Annotated in this window: 18 protein-coding genes and 1 tRNA gene; 7 read left to right on the top strand and 12 right to left on the bottom strand. The window is 66.8% G+C overall.

Features of this window, described 5'->3' with window-relative positions:
* Nucleotides 1-21 precede the first annotated feature (21 nt).
* Together BXU08_RS15790 and BXU08_RS15795 are read right to left on the bottom strand one after the other, a co-directional pair.
* Complete coding sequence (locus tag BXU08_RS15790) at nucleotides 22-429, bottom strand: DUF4345 domain-containing protein (protein WP_077510924.1); 408 nt, start codon at nucleotides 427-429, stop codon at nucleotides 22-24.
* Nucleotides 426-884: a DUF2721 domain-containing protein gene (locus tag BXU08_RS15795; RefSeq protein ID WP_077512489.1), complete on the bottom strand. Its 459-nt coding sequence runs from the start codon at nucleotides 882-884 to the stop codon at nucleotides 426-428. Before BXU08_RS15795 ends, BXU08_RS15790 begins: the two co-directional genes overlap by 4 nt.
* A gap of 94 nt (nucleotides 885-978) precedes the next feature.
* Between BXU08_RS15795 and BXU08_RS15800 the strand changes: the two genes are divergently transcribed.
* Nucleotides 979-2,127 carry a GNAT family N-acetyltransferase gene (locus BXU08_RS15800; protein WP_077510925.1) on the top strand — a complete coding sequence of 383 codons (1,149 nt, stop codon included), beginning with the start codon at nucleotides 979-981 and terminating at the stop codon, nucleotides 2,125-2,127.
* 67 nt (nucleotides 2,128-2,194) lie between these two features.
* Here the strand turns inward: BXU08_RS15800 and BXU08_RS15805 are convergent, their stop codons facing one another.
* The gene (locus BXU08_RS15805; protein WP_077510926.1) at nucleotides 2,195-3,871 is read right to left on the bottom strand and encodes an acyl-CoA dehydrogenase; all 1,677 of its coding nucleotides are present in this window, start codon (nucleotides 3,869-3,871) and stop codon (nucleotides 2,195-2,197) included.
* Nucleotide 3,872: 1 nt separating this feature from the next.
* Between BXU08_RS15805 and BXU08_RS15810 the strand changes: the two genes are divergently transcribed.
* Complete coding sequence (locus BXU08_RS15810) at nucleotides 3,873-4,853, top strand: L-threonylcarbamoyladenylate synthase (RefSeq protein WP_077512491.1); 981 nt, start codon at nucleotides 3,873-3,875, stop codon at nucleotides 4,851-4,853.
* Between the two features lie 151 nt (nucleotides 4,854-5,004).
* Here the strand turns inward: BXU08_RS15810 and msrA are convergent, their stop codons facing one another.
* Nucleotides 5,005-5,550 (bottom strand): peptide-methionine (S)-S-oxide reductase MsrA, encoded by a 546-nt coding sequence (gene msrA, locus BXU08_RS15815; protein ID WP_077512493.1) that lies wholly within the window; start codon nucleotides 5,548-5,550, stop codon nucleotides 5,005-5,007.
* Between the two features lie 88 nt (nucleotides 5,551-5,638).
* Here msrA and galE point away from each other — a divergent pair, with 88 nt between their 5' ends.
* Complete coding sequence (galE, locus tag BXU08_RS15820) at nucleotides 5,639-6,637, top strand: UDP-glucose 4-epimerase GalE (RefSeq protein WP_077510927.1); 999 nt, start codon at nucleotides 5,639-5,641, stop codon at nucleotides 6,635-6,637.
* Nucleotides 6,638-6,872: 235 nt separating this feature from the next.
* Here galE and BXU08_RS15825 read toward each other — a convergent pair whose 3' ends face one another.
* The 5 genes from BXU08_RS15825 to BXU08_RS15845 all read right to left on the bottom strand — a co-directional run bounded on the left by BXU08_RS15825 (nucleotide 6,873) and on the right by BXU08_RS15845 (nucleotide 13,890).
* Nucleotides 6,873-7,592 (bottom strand): phosphatase PAP2 family protein, encoded by a 720-nt coding sequence (locus tag BXU08_RS15825; protein ID WP_077510928.1) that lies wholly within the window; start codon nucleotides 7,590-7,592, stop codon nucleotides 6,873-6,875.
* Between the two features lie 24 nt (nucleotides 7,593-7,616).
* Nucleotides 7,617-9,731 (bottom strand): TonB-dependent receptor, encoded by a 2,115-nt coding sequence (locus BXU08_RS15830; RefSeq protein WP_077510929.1) that lies wholly within the window; start codon nucleotides 9,729-9,731, stop codon nucleotides 7,617-7,619.
* 270 nt (nucleotides 9,732-10,001) lie between these two features.
* Nucleotides 10,002-11,606 carry an alginate export family protein gene (locus BXU08_RS15835; RefSeq protein WP_253190394.1) on the bottom strand — a complete coding sequence of 535 codons (1,605 nt, stop codon included), beginning with the start codon at nucleotides 11,604-11,606 and terminating at the stop codon, nucleotides 10,002-10,004.
* 119 nt (nucleotides 11,607-11,725) lie between these two features.
* Nucleotides 11,726-13,573, bottom strand: a complete 1,848-nt coding sequence (locus tag BXU08_RS15840; RefSeq protein ID WP_077510930.1) for a methyl-accepting chemotaxis protein — start codon at nucleotides 13,571-13,573, stop codon at nucleotides 11,726-11,728.
* Between the two features lie 241 nt (nucleotides 13,574-13,814).
* Nucleotides 13,815-13,890 (bottom strand) — tRNA-Lys (locus BXU08_RS15845).
* Between the two features lie 98 nt (nucleotides 13,891-13,988).
* Between BXU08_RS15845 and xth the strand changes: the two genes are divergently transcribed.
* Complete coding sequence (xth, locus tag BXU08_RS15850) at nucleotides 13,989-14,762, top strand: exodeoxyribonuclease III (RefSeq protein WP_077510931.1); 774 nt, start codon at nucleotides 13,989-13,991, stop codon at nucleotides 14,760-14,762.
* Nucleotides 14,759-15,079 (top strand): hypothetical protein, encoded by a 321-nt coding sequence (locus tag BXU08_RS15855; RefSeq protein WP_077510932.1) that lies wholly within the window; start codon nucleotides 14,759-14,761, stop codon nucleotides 15,077-15,079. Before xth ends, BXU08_RS15855 begins: the two co-directional genes overlap by 4 nt.
* A gap of 174 nt (nucleotides 15,080-15,253) precedes the next feature.
* Here the strand turns inward: BXU08_RS15855 and BXU08_RS15860 are convergent, their stop codons facing one another.
* The gene (locus BXU08_RS15860; RefSeq protein ID WP_253190608.1) at nucleotides 15,254-15,592 is read right to left on the bottom strand and encodes a LysR substrate-binding domain-containing protein; all 339 of its coding nucleotides are present in this window, start codon (nucleotides 15,590-15,592) and stop codon (nucleotides 15,254-15,256) included.
* A gap of 21 nt (nucleotides 15,593-15,613) precedes the next feature.
* On the opposite strand from BXU08_RS15860, the gene BXU08_RS15865 reads away from it, so the two are divergent.
* A complete protein-coding gene (locus tag BXU08_RS15865; RefSeq protein ID WP_077510933.1) occupies nucleotides 15,614-16,213 on the top strand; it encodes an NADPH-dependent F420 reductase in 600 nt (199 codons plus the stop codon).
* Between the two features lie 25 nt (nucleotides 16,214-16,238).
* The gene (locus tag BXU08_RS15870) at nucleotides 16,239-16,871 is read left to right on the top strand and encodes a class I SAM-dependent methyltransferase (protein WP_077510934.1); all 633 of its coding nucleotides are present in this window, start codon (nucleotides 16,239-16,241) and stop codon (nucleotides 16,869-16,871) included.
* Nucleotides 16,872-16,947: 76 nt separating this feature from the next.
* Here BXU08_RS15870 and BXU08_RS20215 read toward each other — a convergent pair whose 3' ends face one another.
* Both BXU08_RS20215 and BXU08_RS15880 read right to left on the bottom strand, forming a co-directional pair.
* Nucleotides 16,948-17,166, bottom strand: coding sequence for a hypothetical protein (locus BXU08_RS20215; protein ID WP_253190395.1), 219 nt, complete (start codon nucleotides 17,164-17,166; stop codon nucleotides 16,948-16,950).
* A 144-nt stretch (nucleotides 17,167-17,310) separates the two neighbouring features.
* Nucleotides 17,311-18,141 carry an aldo/keto reductase gene (locus tag BXU08_RS15880; protein WP_077510935.1) on the bottom strand — a complete coding sequence of 277 codons (831 nt, stop codon included), beginning with the start codon at nucleotides 18,139-18,141 and terminating at the stop codon, nucleotides 17,311-17,313.
* Nucleotides 18,142-18,226: the final 85 nt, after the last annotated feature.

Below are 18,226 nucleotides of genomic sequence, written 5' to 3' on the forward strand. Positions count from 1 at the left end.
AAACGAACGGAAGATTGGGCGTTAGTCGGACTTTCCCAGCCGTCGCGCCACGCGCATCTGCCACAACAGGATCAGCGGGACTTCGATCAACTCGATGCCGAGCCCGATGCGGTGGCCTAGCGACGGCACGCCGACAAGGAACAGGGAGAGCAGACGGAACAGCCCGCCGAGGATCACCATCGCGGCGAGCAGGCGCAGCCGCGGTCCCTTGCGTTCGACCGCGGGGATGCACGACGCGAACAGCAGCAGCATGCCGAGGAACAGCCCCGATATGTAGCGGAAATGGCTGTCGAGATCGGTGGGGATGACCGGCGGATGGCCGAGGAAGCGCGGGCCGCCGGTGACGCCGGCGATCGCGGCGGTGAGCGGCAGCAGCAAGGTCACCGCCATCACGCCCTGGAGCAGGCGCTTCTCGGCGGCGGGGCTCACTTGCTGTCGAGCTCGAGCAATTCCTCGCGGACGTGGATCGCACCGAGCGACATGCGGACTTCGATCAGGAAATAGATCAGCCCGGCCATCAGCAGCAGCATCGAGACGACGAAGGCCACCGCGACGATCGCGCCGACATGCAGGCCGAACAACCGCGAGACGAACATCAGCGCGACGACGAAGCAGGTGGCGAGCGCGCTGGACACGCACAGGAAGATCGCCTGGTTGATCACCGAGATGCGACGGTCGATCAGGCGGAGTTCCCAGACATGGCGGTCATGCTCGGGCCCGGTCGAGCGCGGGTGGATCTCCTCCAGATTGCGCGCGCGATCGACGATGCGCGCGAGGCGCCCGACCATCACGTTGAGGATCGCGCCGATACCCGCGAGCAGGAAGACCGGTGCGATCGCGCTCTGGATCGTGTCGGCCACGGTGGAGAGATAGGGTCCTGCCATCATCGCGACTGTTATTACCGGCTCCTGCGCGCGCGTGAAGCCGTTATGATCGGGCTCACCGCTTGGTAACCGATCGCGGGGTACGATGCGGGGGATGACCAAGCCGATGCCGCTCGATGCGTTCACCCGCCTGCCGCCGATGCTCGCCGCCGATTGCGTCGACGGGCTGGCCGCGAGCATCGATGCCGTGGCTGCGCGCGCGGCGCCAACCCACCGCTTCCTGCGCTATGGCTGGTTTGCCGCGGCGCTGCAGGCCTATGGCGGCGCGGCGCGGACCTTGACCGTCACCCGCGAGGGCGAGGCAGTTGTCGCGCTGCCGATGGTGCGGACCGGGCCGGGCTTGCTCGGGCTGGCAAGCGTGCCGGGATGCTATTGGCCGTTCCGCAGCTTTCCGGTGCGCGAGGATGCCGGAGTCGAAGTCGGCGAGACATTGCTGGCGCGGCTGGCGTGCGAGGCGAATGCGCTGCGGCTTGGGCCGGTCTATGATGGCGATCCGGGGCTGGAGCTGCTCAAGGCCGCCGCGGCCGCCAAGGGCTGGGCGGTGCTCGACCGCTTCGTCGCCGACAGCTTCCTGCTCGATATCGCCGCGCTCCAGGCCGAAGGCATCTGGCCGCGCAATTCGACGCTGCGGAAGAACCGGTTCCACGAGAAGCATCTCGGCGGGCATGGCGAACTCGACTGGAATTTCGTCTCGGGCGCGGATTGGGACGACGCTGCGTTCGATGCGCTGGCGGAGGTCGAGCGCAAGAGCTGGATCGCGGCGCGAACCGACGGTTCGGACGCCAAGTTCACCGCGGAAGGACATGGCGGCTTCTGGCGTGCGGCGTCGGCGGACCCGGTGGTCGCCGAGATGCTGTGGGCGGCGGTGCTGCGCGTCGATGGCGCGCCGGCGGCGTTCTCGTTCGATCTCAATGCCGGCGCGCTGAAATACGCGATCGCCAACAGCTATGATCCGGCGTTCGGCAAGCATTCGCCGGGGAAGCTGCTTTATTACCGCAACTTGGTCCGCGGGATCGAGGACGGCATCGCGACCGTCGACTGGGGCGCGGGCGACAGCGGCTACAAGCAGGTCATCGGCGCCGAACGCGGCCCGGCGATCCGCGACTGGCTGTTCGTTCGGCCGGGGCTGCCGGCGCTTGCCGGAAGGATGCTGCGCGGGGCGTGGCGGCGCAGCGGGCACAAGCAGCCCCCCGTCACCCCGGCCGAAGGGCCGGGGTCCACCGGACCTCACACGACAGACTAGAGCCGCGAGGGGATCGCCAAGCCGCGCAGTGGACCCCGGAACAAGTCCGGGGTGACGGTGGAGGTTGTCAGGCCGCGAAGGCCTCTGCGTCGATCGAGTAGAGAACGTCGGCCTTGGCCATCGCGGCCGCCTTGAGCCCCATCGCCTCGGGGACGATCTGCTCGACATAGAAGCGGGCGGTGGCGGCCTTCATCTTGAGGAACACCGGATCGCCCTCCGAGCGCGCGGCGATGCGGCCGCTTTCTTCCATCAGCCAGCCGCACACCGCGACCGAGAGCATCGTCAGGAAGGGATAGCTCGCGGCGAGACGGTCATCGGTGTCGGACGACAGCAGGTTGCGGGCGACTTCCTCGCAGGCGTCGATCAGGCGGAGCAGTTCGCCGTCCTCGGCCTCGTCGCGCATCTGCGCGAGCAGGCCGAGCAGCGTGCCGCCATTGTCCATGCTGAGTTTGCGGCCGACCAGATCGGCGGCCTGGATGCCGTTGGTGCCTTCGTAGATCGGAGTGATGCGGGCGTCGCGGAAATGCTGGGCGGCGCCGGTCTCCTCGATATAGCCCATGCCGCCATGGACCTGGACGCCCAGCGACGCGACTTCGTTGCCGAGATCGGTGCCGTGCGCCTTGGCGAGCGGCGTGAGCAATTCGACCCGGGCCTTGGCGGCGGCATCGCCGGCATGGCCGCGGTCGAGCTGGCCGAACGCATAATAGACCAGCGCGCGCGCCGCCTGGGTCTGCGCCTTCATGCGCAGCAGCATGCGGCGCACGTCGGGATGCTCGACGATCGCGGCAGGTGCGTCGGCGCGGACGCCCTGGATACGATCGCGGGCATAGGCCACCGCGCGCTGGGTGGCGCGCTCGGCGACCTGGACGCCCTGCAGGCCGACGTTCAGGCGCGCGTTGTTCATCATCGTGAACATCGCGCGGATGCCGCCCATCTCGCCGCCGATCAGCTCGCCGATGCAATCGTCATGATCGCCGAAGCTCAGCACGCAGGTCGGCGAGGCGTGGAGCCCCATCTTGTGCTCGATCGACACGACGCGGACGTCGTTGAACGTCCCGTCGGTCCGGACCTTGGGGACGAGGAACAGCGACAGCCCCTTGGTGCCCGCGGGCGCATCGGGGGTGCGCGCGAGGACGAGGTGGACGATGTTGTCGGCCATGTCGTGGTCGCCGAAGCTGATGAAGATCTTGGTGCCCTTGATCCGGTACGTGCCGTCGCCGACCGGCTCGGCCTTGGACTTGAGCGCGCCGACATCGCTGCCCGCCTGCGGCTCGGTGAGGTTCATCGTCCCGGTCCATTCGCCGGTCGCGAGCTTCGGCAGATAGAATGCCTGTTGCTCGGGGGTGCCGTGGTGCGCCAGCGCCTCGATTGCGCCGACGGTAAGGATCGGCGCGAGCGCAAAACCCATATTGGCGGTGCCGAGCGTCTCGAGCACGGCGATCGACAGGCTGACCGGCAGGCCCTGTCCGCCGAAAGCCTCAGGCGAGCCGATCGTGCCCCAGCCTCCCTCGACATAGGCCTTGTAGGCATCGGCGTACCCAGCGGGCATCGTCACGCCGTTCTCGCTCCACTTCGGCCCCTCGGTGTCGCCGAGGCGTTCGAGCGGCGCCCATTCGCCGGCGGCGAATTCTCCTGCGCCTTCGAGCACCGGGTCCATCATTTCGCCGGCCTCGGGGCTGATCTCGGCGAGGCGGACGATATGCTCCAGCACGAAACGCTGCTCGGCGGTGGCGGGGGTGAACATGATGCCTCTCTTGTCGTCTTGTTTCCTGCGCTATAGCGCCCGGGAAGTGAGCCCGACAAATCCCCGCATCTTACCCTACGGCACCGCGGCTATCGCCGAAGCCGCGATGCTGATTCGCGCCGGGGGATGCGTCGCGGTGCCCACCGAGACGGTGTACGGACTCGCCGCGAACGCGCTCGATTCGCAGGCGGTGGCGGGGATCTACGAAGCAAAGGGGCGACCCAGCTTCAATCCGCTGATCGTGCATGTCCCCGATCTGGAGGCGGCGGAGATCATCGCAGTGTTCGACGACGCCGCGCGGATGCTGGCGCAGCGTTTCTGGCCGGGGCCATTGACGCTGGTGCTGCCGGTGCGGCGCGAGGCGGGGATCGCTGCGCTGGTGACCGCGGGGCTGGAGACGATCGCGATCCGGGTGCCCGATCACCGTGCGATGCAGGCGCTGCTCGATGCGAGCGGGGTGCCGCTGGCCGCCCCCTCCGCCAACGCCAGCGGATCGATCTCGCCGACGCGGGCGGCGCATGTCGCGGCGAGCCTGGCGGGGCGGATCCCGCTGGTGATCGACGACGGGCCGACCAGCGCGGGGATCGAATCGACGATCGTGCGGGGACGCGAGATTTTGCGGCCGGGGCCGCTGTCGCAGGCCGATCTGTTTCCCGGCGAGGCGCGCGGTTCGGTGCCGCAACGCTCCGAAGGGATCACTGCGCCCGGCCAACTCGACAGCCATTATGCGCCGGGCAAGCCGCTGCGCCTGAACGCGACGATCCGGCAGGACGGCGAATGGCTGATCGGCTTCGGCGCGGTACCGGGGGACGACACGCTGTCGATCCGCGGCGACCTGGTCGAGGCGGCGGCGAATCTGTTCGATGCGCTGCACCGGGCGGATGGGTCGGACGGTGTGGCGATCGCCGTGGCGCCGGTGCCGGATACCGGGATCGGGGTGGCGATCAACGATCGGCTGAAGCGGGCGGCGTTTCCGCGATAGCGGAGTAGACTGCGAAACAGAGCGTCACCCCGGCCGAAGTGCCGGGGTCCACCGATCCGCAAACGAGCAGCTAGAGGCTCTAGGGTCTCGCCTAGCCGCGCAGTGGACCCCGGCACAAGGCCGGGGTGACGGGTTATGCAAGGGCAGCCGCTTAAGCCGCGGCGCCTTCCTTGAGCTTGGCGGCGAAGCTCTTGCGCAGCTTGCGCAGCTTGGGCGGGATCACTGCGAGGCAATACGGGTTCCGCTGGCCTTCGCCCTGCCAATATTCCTGGTGATAGTCCTCGGCGGGATACCAGTCCGACAGCGGCTCGATCGTGGTGACGATCGGTGCCGGCCAGTCCGCCGATGCGCGCGCGATCGCGGCTTCGGCCTCGGCCTTTTGCTCCTCCGAATGCGGGAAGATCGCCGAGCGGTATTGCGTGCCGACATCGTTGCCCTGGCGGTTGAACTGGGTCGGGTCGTGCGTGGCGAGGAAGATGTCGAGCAGGTCGCCGGTGCTGATCTGATCGGTGTCGTAGGTCACGCGGATCGCCTCGGCATGGCCGGTGTCGCCACCGCATACCTGCTTGTAGGTCGGGTTGGGCACGCTGCCGCCGATATAGCCGCTCTCTACCTTGCTGACTCCGATCACGTCGTTGAACACCGCCTCGGTGCACCAGAAGCATCCGCCGGCGAGCGTCGCGGTTTCGACTGTCATTTCATTCTCCTTGTCGTGCCCCAAGATAGGTGGGGGTTGGCGCAGTGCAATCGGCCCTCTAGGCGAGGCGCGACAAAGGGAGACGGGCATGCGCGACGGTACGGTGCTGGTGACGGGCGGTGCGGGCTATATCGGCAGCCATGCGGTGCTGGCGCTGCTCGATGCGGGATGGAAGGTCGTGGTGGTCGACAATCTCGTCACCGGGTTCGACTGGGCGGTCGACAAGCGCGCCAAGCTGGTGGTCGCCAATATCGAGGACGAGGCCACGATCCGCGCGACGATGCGCGACGAAGGCGTGGTCGCCGTGATGCACTTCGCCGGATCGGTAGTGGTGCCGGAGTCGGTTTCCGATCCGCTAAAATATTACCGCAACAACACCGTCGCCAGCCGCTCGCTGATCGAGAGCGCGGTGGCATCGGGGGTGAAGCATTTCATCTTCTCGTCGACCGCGGCGACTTATGGCATCCCGGAGAAGGTGCCGGTGTCGGAGGACAGCCCCAAGGTGCCGATCAACCCGTACGGCATGTCCAAGCTGATGACCGAGTTCATGCTGCGCGATGTCGCCGCGGCGCATCCGATCAATTACGCCGCCTTGCGTTACTTCAACGTCGCCGGCGCCGATCCGCAGGGCCGCAGCGGGCAATCGACCGCGGGCGCGACGCACCTGATCAAGATCGCGGCGGAGGCGGCGACGGGCAAGCGATCGGCGGTGTCGGTGTTCGGCACCGATTTCGCGACCGAGGACGGCACCGGGGTGCGCGACTATATCCACGTCACCGATCTCGCCGCGGCGCATGTCGACGCGCTCGACCTGCTGATCGCGCGACCGCAGGAGAGCCACACGATGAACGCGGGCTATGGCCGCGGCTTTTCGGTGCTCCAGGTGCTCGACGCAGTCGACCGGGTGACCAACCGGACGATCGAGCGCAAGCTGGAGGGCCGCCGTGCGGGCGATCCCGACGCGCTGGTGGCGGACAACAGCAAGATCCTCAGCACGCTGCCGTGGCGGCCCAAGCACGACGATCTCGAAGGCATCGTCAAGGATGCGCTGGCCTGGGAGCGGTCGCTAGCCGAGCGCCAGGGCTGAGGCCGGGCGCGACGCCTGCTATATCGGCCAGGTGAACATCGAGCCGTGCCATCTGCTGCTTCCGCCCCCCGGCATGGCCGAGGAGGAAGGGGAAGCGCTGCGCGATGCGCAGGCGGGTATCGCAGCGGGACGGCTCATTCCCCATGAACCTCTTGCCCTTCCTCAAGCCTCCCGGTGGACCCCGGCACAAGGCCGGGGTGACGTCGAAGCAAGCGACACTTTTTGTACTTCCCCGCTAGCGCGAGGTAGGGTTTGATCGGAACAACCGCAGCTCCAGCCCCCACCACAGCAGCGCCCAGCAGCTGCCGAAGGCCCAGCCGGCGAGGACGTCGCTGGGCCAGTGGACGCCTAGATAGATGCGGCTCACACCGATCAGCCCGACCAGCAGCATTGCCACGGCCAGCACGAAGCCGCGCATCCGCCAGCCGCGGACCACCGGGAACAGCAAGGTCGCCAGCGTAAGATAGACGATCGCGCTGTTGGCGGCGTGGCCGCTGGGAAAGCTGTGCGAGGCTTCGTCCATCAGTTGCTGGACGATGTCGGGGCGGGCGCGGGCGATCAGCACCTTGATCACCGTCACTGCGACTCCGCCGAGCGCCGTCGCGCCGATCACGAGCAGCGCCTGGCGGAAGCGGCGGCGCAGCGCGAGGAAGGTCGCTGTGACAATGACGACGAGGGTCAGCACCGTCGAGCTGCCGAGCGCGGTTATGTCGCGGACCGCCGAGGGCAGCCAGTGCGGGCCGATCGGCAGTTCGGGGTGACCGGGAACGCGCAGCGCGAGGATGATCGCGCGATCGAGCTCGGCGGCGTCGCCTTCCATGATCTCGTGGCCGAACCAGAGCAGGCCGAGGAGCACTGCCACCGCCGCCAAGACGACAATCGGCCAAGGGATGCGGCGCGAAGCGCGATTCTCTTCGCCGAGCGATACGACGGGATCGGGGGACGGAGTCTCCATCCGTCCCCTAATGCCGCATCGTCGTTAGAGTTGCACCCGCAGCGTCGCGCGCAGGTCGCGGCCGGCGAGCGGGGCATAGTCCTTGAGCACGCTGGCATGGCGGCGTGCCTCGACATCGAAGAGGTTGTTCGCCGAGAGCGTCAGGCTGGTGCCCGAGCCCGCGCCGAGCGGCTTCCACGAGATCGAGGCGTTGACCAGGGTGAAATCCTCGGTCGGGGTTTCGAAGGTGGTGATGCGGTCCTGCGCGAAGCTGTGCTCGACTTCGACGCGGCCGGTGATGGCATCGGACTGCGCCTCGAGCCCGCCCAACAGGCGGAGCGGCGGGATGCGCGGGACCGGGCCCTGATCGACCAGCTCGGCATGGACATAGTCGGCGAGCGCATCGGCGTTGATTGCGAAGCCGCCGAGCTGGGCAAGACGCACCGAACCCTGGACCTCGAAGCCGTAATAGCGGGCATCGGCCTGGTTGTACTGGAAGACCGGCAGATCGTCCTCGACCGCGCCGGTGGGCGCATCGTAGATATAGTCGGTGAACCAGTTGTAATAGGCCGCAGCCGACAGGCTCCAGCCATCGCCCGAGCCCTTGAGCGTGCCTTCGACCCCCCAGGCTTTCTCGGTGGAGAAATCGGGATTGCCGATCTCATAGGCCTGGGTGCCTGCATGCGGGCCGTTGGCGAACAGCTCTTCCTGCGTCGGCGCGCGTTCGCTGCGCGAGACATTGATGCCGAGGCGGAGGTGATCGGCGAGCGCGTAGCTGGCGCCGAGCGATGCCGAAAGGCTGTCGAAGCTGCGGTCGAGCAGCGGGTTGCCGATATCGGCATCGGCCTGCGCGCGCAGAGCGCTATGCTCGTAGCGCAGCGCCGCTTCGGCCTTCAGCGCGCCGAAATCGAGCGACTGGAGGGTGAACAGGCCATATTGGTTGCTCTCGGTGCGCGGCAGGAACTTCTCTTCGCCGACGATGCGGGTGTTGCGCGTCGAGAACTGGCCGCCGGTGACGCCCTCCCATTCGCCGTGCGTTTCCTGGACCAGTTCGAGCCGGCCTTCGAGGCCCTGGCTGTAGAAAGTCGTCCCGACTTCGCCGGTGTCCTCGATCTCGCTGTGGCGATAGTCGGCGGCGGCGAGGCGAAGGCGGATCTGGTGGATGCCGGCGCTTTCCGTGAGGATGTCGCCGCGCACGTCTAGCCGGGTCTGCTTGGCGTGAAGGCGGACGGCCTCGGCCTCGACCGAGGGATCGAGCGAATAGCGGATCGGCACGCCGTAGAGGCTGTCGTAGCGCGAGACCGAAAAGCCGAGGCTGCCGCGATCGTCGACGATCGCCGCGCCACCGGCGATGTCCCAGGTGCGTGCCGCGGTGTTGGGGATCTCACCCTTGAGGTCGGCGAGCTCCTGGATGTCGGGATCGACACTCGCGGCGGCCTGGGCGCGCAGCGCGGGGGTCAGGACATAGCCGCCGCCGCGCAGGTCGCCGGTCTTGGTATAGCTGCCATCGGCGTGGACGACGAGCTTGCCCGCCACCGGCACGTCGAGCGTGCCCGCGACCGAGCGTTCGTCCGACGCGCTGCCATAGGTCGCGATGCCGTCGGCATGGAGCGGGCTCTCGGGCAGGCGGCGCGGGATGCGGCTGTCGATGACGTTGACCACGCCACCGATCGAGGAGGGGCTGAACAGCAGCGCCGAGGGACCGCGCAGCACTTCGATGCGGTCGGCAGTGAGCGGGTTGATGATCGCGGCGTGATCGGCCGAAGTGTTCGACACGTCGATGCTGCCGATGCCGTCGATCAGCAGCCGTGCGCGATCGCCGGTGAAGCCGCGCAGCACCGGCCGCGACGCATTGGGGCCGAACGACGTCGCCGAAACGCCGGGCTGCGACGCCAGCGTCTCGCCGATCGTCGGGCGCATCTCGCGCGTCAGTTCCTCGGCTGCGAGGATCGCGGTGCCGCCGAGCACATCGGCGGTGGCGCGGGCGCGCGTGCCGGTGACGACGATTTCCTGGTTGGGCTGGTCGTGATCGCTATCCTGGCTATCGGCCACGGGCGCATCGGCCGGGGCGTTGGCGGCAGCGTCGGGCGCCGGCTTTTCTTCGGCATGGGCCGGCAGGGCGATGAAGGCGGCGGTGGCGAGCAACAGGGTACGCAGCATGAAAAATCCCGAACTGAAGGATGTGCTGCGCCGCGGTAACGGAGATGATATAAGGTATCAAGATGTTTGTTGCTTGATTGTAGAAGGGGCAAATCCTCCCCCCGCTCGAGGGTGGGCTCGTAAGTATGAGGAGGGGATATGCCTGCATGTTCCGAGGGGCGTCCGGGGGGACGATCCGCCCCCCGCCGCGAGCGCATCGCTTGCGGCTACGCCCCTCCGTCATGCTTCGCATGCCACCTCCCCCGCTTGCGCGAGGGAGGATAGGCCGAATCAGAAGCGGAAGTTGAGCCAGCTGCCGAAATAGTGCGAATCGGTGAAGCCTGCTTCGTCGAGGAGCTGGCCCGCGGCGAAATATTCCCAGCGCCCGGTCAGCGACAGGCGCGGGGTGATCTTCCAGCTCGCCTGAAGGTGCACGGCGTCGCCGATATGATTGCCGTCGATGCGCTGGGTGCCCGCATAGGCAGTGCCGGCCCCGCGATAGACTGCATCGGTCTCGCTCGGGCGCCAGCTGCTCTGATACTCGACCGTCACGTCGATCGTCTTGGCGGGCGAGACAGTGAAGTTGGGCGATGCCTGGAACAGGTTGGTGGTCATCAGCGCGCCCTGATAGCTATAGGCGACGCTGCCGGCGGTGACTGCGCGGGCGGCATGGATGGTGCCGGTGCCGAAGCTGCCGCCGCCGCTGCCGTAATCGAAGTGGACGCCGACCTTGGGCATCCAGCCCTTCTTGCCGACGACATAGGTCTGCGCGAAGGCCGCGCTCCACGCGCTGACCGCACGGCCGGCAAAGTCGCCGGACTGGTGGGCGACCGTCCAGTCGAGCGTCAGGTCGTCATAGCTGCCCCAGAAGCGCGCGCCGTAATAGTGGCGGACTTCGCGCGCGGTAACGCTGCCCCAGCGCTGCTTGTCGTTGCGCTCGCGCCAGACGAACGGATCGAGGAACAACTTGTGGGTCTTGTCGTCGCGCAGCACCACGCCCGCGGTCACACCCGAGAAGCGCGTCTGGGGATCGGCGATATCGTCGCTGAGACCCTCGATGCCGAGCTTGACGTGCTCGAAATCGAACAAGTCGACGCGCAGGTCGCTGAGCTGTGCCCAGCCGCGCAGGCCCTGCTCGACGGTGCGGATCGAGTTGTTGTCCTTCTGCTGGACCAGAGTCGACGAGCCGTCGGTGAATTCCTGGCGGCCATAGCGCGCGCCGAGCGTCACCGGGCCGATCGTGCCGCCGATTTCGCCGAAGAACTGCTGCGCGAACAGGTCGTCGCGGAATTTCGCGGTGGGCACGCCGTAATTATGGCCGGCGAGGCCACCGTGCGCGAGCTCGCCATAGAAGCGCAGCGGACCGACATGCAGGTCGGCGCCGCCGACGAGGCGCAGCTTGTCCTCCACGCGATATTCCGAATCGACCATGCCGGGATTCGAATAATAATCGGCGCGGATGCGGACTTCGCCCGACAGGGTCAGGTAGATGTCGCCCTTGCTATCGATCGGGAGATACTTCAGCCGATCGAGGAAATCGTCGCGCTTCTTGGGGTTGCGCATCTGGCGCCAGTCCTCGGCCCAGCGCGACAGATTATAGCCGCCCAGCTTGACGCCGTGCCCGTCGGCCTGACGCGGGTAGGTGCGCGTGGCGGGGTTGGCGGGGGCGCGCTCCTGGCTCGCCTCGCTCGGCGGAGTGCCGGGCTGCACCGGCACATCCTGCTTGGTCACGCGCACGTCGTTGTTGGGGCCGTTATAGGCGGCGACGACGACGATCTCGTCGCCGCGCGGGGCGACGCCGGTCGAGATCGGCGTGAACGTCTGGGCGGCGGCGGGAACGGCGGTCAGCGCCAGCAGCGAGACGCCGATGGCAAGGCGAGTGGTGGGACGGGGCATCGATATATTCCAGATTGAGGATGGCAGGGGGCCGGCGCCGCGAGCGGCGTGCGGTCCTGTCGGTTGGGGAGTGGAGCGCTCCGTCCCTGTCGGTGCGCGGCGGAAAGGTTGGGGCTGGCTTAGAAGCTGGCCCATTCGGGTTCGGCGCGATGGCTCGCGGCTGCGGGCCTGCTCGGCACCTGCCGCTGCGGCGACGCGCTGGCCGCGGCGCGCGGGCGCGCGGCGGTCGGTGCGCCGACGTTGAAGCGGGCCGATTCGCGGGTGAGCGCAGTGACTTCGCCGGCGAGGTTGCGCGCCGCGGCGGAAGTCTGCTCGACCATCGCCGCATTCTGCTGAGTCGACTGGTCCATGACGTTCACCGCGGTGGCGATCTCGCCGATCGTCGCCGACTGGGCACGATTGTCGTTGGCCATGGTCTCGACGAACTGGTGGACCTGCTCGACGCTTCCGGTGATCTCGGCGAGCGCCGCATCGACCTTCTGCACGGCGCTGACTGCGGTACGGATCTCGGTCTGGGTGGTCGAAAGCTGCTCGCGGGCACGCTTGGCCTCTTCCTCGGCGCGCATCGCGAGCGCAGAGACCAGGTCGGCGACGACGGCGAAGCCGCGGCCCGCCTCGCCGGCGCGGCCGGCTTCGACGGCAGCGTTCATCGCGAGGACGCGCGTCTGGAAGGCGATCTTGTCGAGACCCTCGATGACGTCGTCGATGCCTTGGGCGCTGCCATAGACCCGGTCCATCGCCGAGGTCGCTTCGCCGGCGGTGGCCCGGCCGGTGCCGACGATGCCGATCGCCTGCTGGGCGCGATCGACGGTGCGGTCGGCCATTTCGGCGCCCGACTTGAGCCGCGCATTCATCTGCGACAGCGCGGCCGAAGTCTGCTCGAGGCTGGCGGCATTGCTTTCGGTGCGGCGGGCAAGGTCGTCCGAGGCGGCGGCGATCTCGCTCGATCCGCTTTCGATGCTCTGCGATGCGTTGGCCAGCGCGGCGATCAGCTCGCGCAGATTGCCCAGCGCAGTGTTGAAATTGCCGCTCAGCGTTGCGTAGGCCGGGGGGACATTGTCGGTGATCGTGCCGGTCAGGTCGCCTTCGGACAGCGCCTGCAGCCCGTCGGTCAGCAGCGACACGATTGCGTTCTGGTCGGCGTCGGACTGCGCCTTGGCCTTTTCGGCGGTATCCTTGGCGATCGCGTTGTCGCGGAAGATCTGGAGCGCGCCGGCCATGTTGCCGATCTCGTCGCGGCGATCGGCGCCGGGGATGTCGGCACGCGTGTCGCCATCGGCGAGGCTGCGCATCCGCACGGTGATCTGGCCGAGCGGCGCAGTGATCGAGCGGCTGATCATGACGATCAGCGCGGCGAGCCCGAGCAGCACGAACAGGACGACGGTGCCGAGCTTGAGCGCCGCGTCGTTCACCGCGGCCTGGATCTCGGAATTGAACACGCCGGTGGCGATCACCCAGCCCCAGGGCTTGAAGCCGCGGACATAGGAGATCTTGGGCTTCGAGCCCTTACCGTCGGGCATCTCGTAATTGTACGAAACGAAGCCGGCGCCGTCGGCCTTCACACGCTCGATCATCTCGCGATAGTGATGCTTTCCGTCGGCATCGGTGCTGTCGGCGACGTTCTTGCCTTCCTTGTCCTTCTTGACCGGGTGCATGACCATGTTGTGGTCGTTGTCGAGGATGAAGAAGTAATCGTCCTTGCCGAAACGCATCGAGCGGATCGCGTCCTTGGCGGCGGCCTGGGCCTGCTCGCGGGTCATGCGACCGGCCTGTTCCTCGGCCTGGAAGCGCTCGAACTGGCTGTAGGCGACTTCGAGCGTCTGCTTGGTGCGATCGTTGAAGCTCTGGTTGAGCGACGTATTCAGCCGGGCGATCGACAGGCCGAGCACGAGCAGCAGCCCGAGCAGCGAGGCCGCCCCGATCGTCAGGATGCGCTTGCCGATATTCATGCGCGCGAGAAACGCCATCACTTTGATCTCCGGACCTTCATCCAGAAATTATAGACGGTTCGGCGCGGGGGCCCTGCGGGCTAGGGGTTTCTCCGTAAGGGATGCGCGAAGTTTGCGAGTGTCGAGGCGGTCGCTTCTGCCGGATTAACCGGACAGCCGCGCCGCGCCGGCATCGTCAGCCGGGCGGACGAGATGGCGGGTGCAGAAGCACGCTCGTGCGCCCGGGGGCAATCCAGGGCGGTGTGTCGCAAGGGGGAGGTGGTGGGTCCGATGGGATTCGAACCCATGACCTCTCGATTAAAAGTCGCTTGCTCTACCAACTGAGCTACGGACCCACGCTGCCGCCCCCTAGGCGCGGGTCGTGCGCGGGTCAACCGGGAGGAATGGGAACCCTTTGCGCTCCGCGGACCTTGTCGGGCGAGGAGGATGCCGCGTGCGGATTGCGACCTACAATGTGAACGGCGTCAACGGCCGGCTGCCGGTGCTGCTGCGCTGGCTCGCCGAAAGCGCGCCCGACGTGGTGTGCCTCCAGGAACTCAAGGCGCCGGACGAAAAATTCCCGGAAAGCGCGATCCGCGACGCGGGCTATGGCGCGATCTGGCACGGGCAGAAGAGCTGGAACGGCGTTGCGATCCTGGCGCGTGGCTGCGATCCCGTCGAAACGCGGCGCGGGCTGCCCGGCGATCCCGACGACAGCCATAGCCGCTATATCGAGGCGGCGGTGAACGGTGTGCTGGTCGGCGGACTCTATTTGCCCAACGGCAATCCCAGGCCCGGACCGAAATTCGACTATAAGCTGCGCTGGTTCGATCGGCTGATCGATCATGCCGCGACGCTGATCGCGATGGATGCGCCGGTGGTGATCGCGGGCGATTACAATGTGATGCCCACCGATCGCGATGTCTATAAACCCGAACGCTGGCTGGACGACGCGCTGTTCGCGCCGGAAGTGCGCGCTGCCTATTTCCGGATGCTCGGGCAGGGCTGGATCGACGCGCTGCGCACGCTGCATCCCGACGAGACGATCTATACCTTCTGGGACTATTTCCGGAATGCTTACGCCCGCAACGCCGGGCTGCGCATCGACCATCTGCTGCTCAATGCGCCTGCCGCGAAGCGGCTCAGGGCGGCGGAAGTCGATTCGCATGTGCGTGGCTGGGAAAAGACCAGCGACCATGCGCCGGTGTGGGTCGAGCTCGACCTGTGAAATACCCGGTCACGCCCGACGGCCGGTATTTCGTGGTGCGCGAGCGATTGTGGCGGATGGCGAACCCGGCGTTGGACGAGGGCGTGCGCGCGGGCCTTGTTACCGACCTCATGGCCGCGCGCCGAGCCGTCGGCGCGGCGTTACGCGCAGGGGACGCTTCGGACGAGACGGCGGCGCGTGCGCAGGTCGATGCCGCCAAACAGGCGCTCGGCGAACGCGGACCGGCTTGGTGGGATGATGGCGCGCCGGATCTCAACCGCAAAATGGTTCGCAACACGCCCTATGCCGACTGGTACGCCGGTCAGACTCGCAAATAGCGGAGTGCCAGACCTAGTGGCTGAAGCCATAACTGTAATGAGAGGCGCCATCTCTCTGGGGGGCAAATTAAGAGCAAGGGCATCGCCTTGGCCCCGCGTCGCCGATGGAGACGTCGGCGATATTTGCCGGCTGCATTTGGGATGAATGAGGCGTCGTCATCCCCGGCCGGGGCGTCAGTGGCCCGATAAGGCAAGCCCCGACAGGAGCGGCGCATAGGCGACGAGCTTGCGAGATATGAACTCCGTGAAGAGCCGCACGCGCTTTGTCTTGCGTGTCTCCCCCTGGGTGAGAATCCAGAGCGTGCCGTACAAATGCAGCTCGGTGCCCGGCACCCGCACGAGCAGAGGGTCGGCATCTCCCACGAAGCACGGCAGTGTCGTAATCCCGAGCCCTTGCCGTACAGCGGCGATCTCCGCTCCGGCGTCCGTAACCCGGAAGGGAACGCCGGTGACGCGTACCTCCCCCTCGCTGGCCCAATCCGGGATGCATGGCACAAGTCTGACCCCCTGCATCACACACGATTGGAGAGTATCATGACCTACGCAATCATCGGCTTCGGCGACATCGGCCAGACGCTCGCCCGGGCATTTGCCCGAAGCGGCATCGAGGTATCAGTCGCCACCACGCGCGACCCGGAGAGCTTTGCATCCACTGCGGCCGCAATCGGACCTGGGGTCGAACCCGCAACGCTCGCCGAAGCCGCCAAGGCTGACGTCCTCTTCCTGGCTGTCAGGTTCCAGCAGCACCCGGCTGTCGCCAAGGCGCTGCCCAGCTGGCAGGGGAAGATCATCGTCGATGTGACCAACGCCTATGGCGTGCCCGATGAAGAACTCAGCGGATTGCCTTCCGCCAAGGTCGTCGCGAAGGCATTCGCAGGCGCCAGGGTGGTCAAGGGCTTCAACCATCTGGTCGCGGCCGTCCTCGATCAGGACCCGGCGATACATGGCGGCAGGCGTGTGGTGTTCCTGGCGAGCGACGACGACGCTGCGGCAGCGGAAGTCGGCACGCTTGCGGAGAATCTCGGCTTTGCACCGATCAGACTTGGTGGGCTGTCCGAAGGCGGGCTACTTGTCCAGGCGCACGGAAACAGCTGGGGTCAGCTGATCTTCAAGGACCTGGTCAAGTTCGACTGATGGCAAACCGCAAGAGGATATCCCGATGTACGACCAATCCACGCTTTCCGAGCTGACCGCGTTCGCGCGCGTCGAGGTTGGCGCCACCGTTATCGACGTCTACCCCGGCGAGGGCGATTGGACGCGTCTGTTCTCCGACGTCGTGGGGCCCGAAGGACGGGTCTATAGCTTCGTGCCGGCCGAAGTCGCCCACTTCAAGAACGATCCGGTCGGCCTCATCCAGGCGCTGGCGAACGAACCTGGCCGAGCGAACGTCAAAGCCGTCTCTGCGGACATGGTGGCGATGCCAGAGGTCACACAGTCTGCGGATGTCGTATGGGTGCACCTGTTCTACCACGATCTTCACACCGCGTTGATCCAGGCCAAGGGCGCGACGGCGGCGGAGTTCAATCGCGTCGTCTATGCGCTGCTCAGGCCCGGTGGCTACTACGTCATCGTCGATCACGCCGCCGCCGCCGGCACCGGCACGAGCGATACTCCGGTGCTGCATCGGATCGACCCTGCGTCCGTGCGTGAGGAGGTCGAGGCGGCCGGATTCGCGCTGGATGCGGAAAGCACCCTGCTCGCAGACCCCGACGATGCGCATACGATCAAGGTGTTCGACCCCGCCATCAAGGGCGCGACCGACCGCTTCGCCTATCGGTTCGTGAAGGCCTGACAGGCTCGGCGCCCGCAGCCGGTCGATGGGCGCGTGAGCGGCCAGCGCGGTCCCGCTCGAGGGGCCGCGCAGGCAATCAATCCCGGTCGCCGCTTTCCAGCGAAGGAAATCGATCAACACCCGCAGCGCCGGCGTTACGCGTCGGCTCGGGTAGTAGAGATGGCAGCCCGGAAAAGGTGGGCACCATGCGTCGAGCACCCTGGATCAGGCGGCCATCGGCGATCTCCGCGGCGACGTCATCCGCCAGCATATAGACCAGGCCCGCTCCGGCATGCACGGCGGCCGCAGCCAGCACCTCATCGTTTACGATGAGCTGCCGGTTAGGCCGAAATCTGAGTTCGCGGCCCTCGAGCTCGAACTCGCCTGAACCAACGGGCCGAATGGCGGCGGATCATACCTTCCGTTCAGATCGACTGATCGAACGATATCTTGGTGCGGGCTAGAGCATTTCCAGGGGCACGCGGCCCGGCGGTCTTGGAAAGAACGCATCCAGCGCCGCCAACGCGTCATCTGTCAGCTGTATATCGGTCGCTCCATGATTTTCCAGAACATGGGCGACCGTGCCAGCCTTAGGAATGGCGATCATGCCGGGCTGCCGCATGACCCATGCCAGCGCCACCTGCGACGGCGTCGAACCAAGCTCAGCCGCGACGCGCGCCAGCTTGGGATTCTCTATCAATCGTCCCTGTTCGACCGGACTATAGGCCATCGTCGACATCCCATGGTCGGCGAGCCAGGGCAGCAATTCCAATTCGGGCCCACGTCGCGTGAGGTTATAGAGAACCTGATCCGTTACGCAGGACGCGCCGCCGGCATCGATCAGTTCCGCCATGTCGTCGGTGTCGAGGTTGCTGACGCCCCAATGGCGTATCTTGCCCGCGTTCTTCAGAGACTGCATGGCCTCTATCGTCTCCGCCAGCGGAACGCGCCCACGCCAGTGGAGAAGATATAGGTCGAGGCGGTCGGTGCGAAGACGGCGAAGGCTTGCCTCGCAGGCCGCCTGCAAGCGCGTGCGCGAAGCATTCTGCGGATAGGCCTTGCTGACAAGGAAGACATCGTCGCGGATGCCGTCGATCGCCTCGCCGACCAGCTCCTCCGTCGCGCCGTCACCGTACATCTCGGCCGTGTCCACCAGCGTCATTCCCAAGTCGATGCCAGTGCGTAGGGCGGCGATTTCGTCGTGCCGCCGCCCCGCCTGCTCGCCCATGTTCCATGTCCCCTGGCCGAGGCGTGGCACGCTTTCATCGCCCGCGATCGTGACGGTCCGCATCTTGTTCTCCGGGGGCGATTTTCGCCGCTTGAGCCTCAAACGCTTCGAGCAGCGATCGGCCCCGCTCTTTAGGCGATGAACAATA

Source organism: Sphingomonas sp. LM7 (assembly GCF_002002925.1).
Taxonomy (GTDB): domain Bacteria; phylum Pseudomonadota; class Alphaproteobacteria; order Sphingomonadales; family Sphingomonadaceae; genus Sphingomonas.

Coding starts and splice junctions, on each gene's coding strand:
- BXU08_RS15795 (WP_077512489.1), bottom strand. CDS start 884: ATGGCAGGACCCTATCTCTCCACCGTGGCCGACACGATCCAGAGCGCG.
- BXU08_RS15800 (WP_077510925.1), top strand. CDS start 979: ATGACCAAGCCGATGCCGCTCGATGCGTTCACCCGCCTGCCGCCGATG.
- BXU08_RS15805 (WP_077510926.1), bottom strand. CDS start 3,871: ATGTTCACCCCCGCCACCGCCGAGCAGCGTTTCGTGCTGGAGCATATC.
- BXU08_RS15810 (WP_077512491.1), top strand. CDS start 3,873: ATGCCTCTCTTGTCGTCTTGTTTCCTGCGCTATAGCGCCCGGGAAGTG.
- msrA (WP_077512493.1), bottom strand. CDS start 5,550: ATGACAGTCGAAACCGCGACGCTCGCCGGCGGATGCTTCTGGTGCACC.
- galE (WP_077510927.1), top strand. CDS start 5,639: ATGCGCGACGGTACGGTGCTGGTGACGGGCGGTGCGGGCTATATCGGC.
- BXU08_RS15825 (WP_077510928.1), bottom strand. CDS start 7,592: ATGGAGACTCCGTCCCCCGATCCCGTCGTATCGCTCGGCGAAGAGAAT.
- BXU08_RS15830 (WP_077510929.1), bottom strand. CDS start 9,731: ATGCTGCGTACCCTGTTGCTCGCCACCGCCGCCTTCATCGCCCTGCCG.
- BXU08_RS15835 (WP_253190394.1), bottom strand. CDS start 11,606: ATGCCCCGTCCCACCACTCGCCTTGCCATCGGCGTCTCGCTGCTGGCG.
- BXU08_RS15840 (WP_077510930.1), bottom strand. CDS start 13,573: ATGGCGTTTCTCGCGCGCATGAATATCGGCAAGCGCATCCTGACGATC.
- BXU08_RS15860 (WP_253190608.1), bottom strand. CDS start 15,592: ATGCAGGGGGTCAGACTTGTGCCATGCATCCCGGATTGGGCCAGCGAG.
- BXU08_RS15865 (WP_077510933.1), top strand. CDS start 15,614: ATGACCTACGCAATCATCGGCTTCGGCGACATCGGCCAGACGCTCGCC.
- BXU08_RS15870 (WP_077510934.1), top strand. CDS start 16,239: ATGTACGACCAATCCACGCTTTCCGAGCTGACCGCGTTCGCGCGCGTC.
- BXU08_RS15880 (WP_077510935.1), bottom strand. CDS start 18,141: ATGCGGACCGTCACGATCGCGGGCGATGAAAGCGTGCCACGCCTCGGC.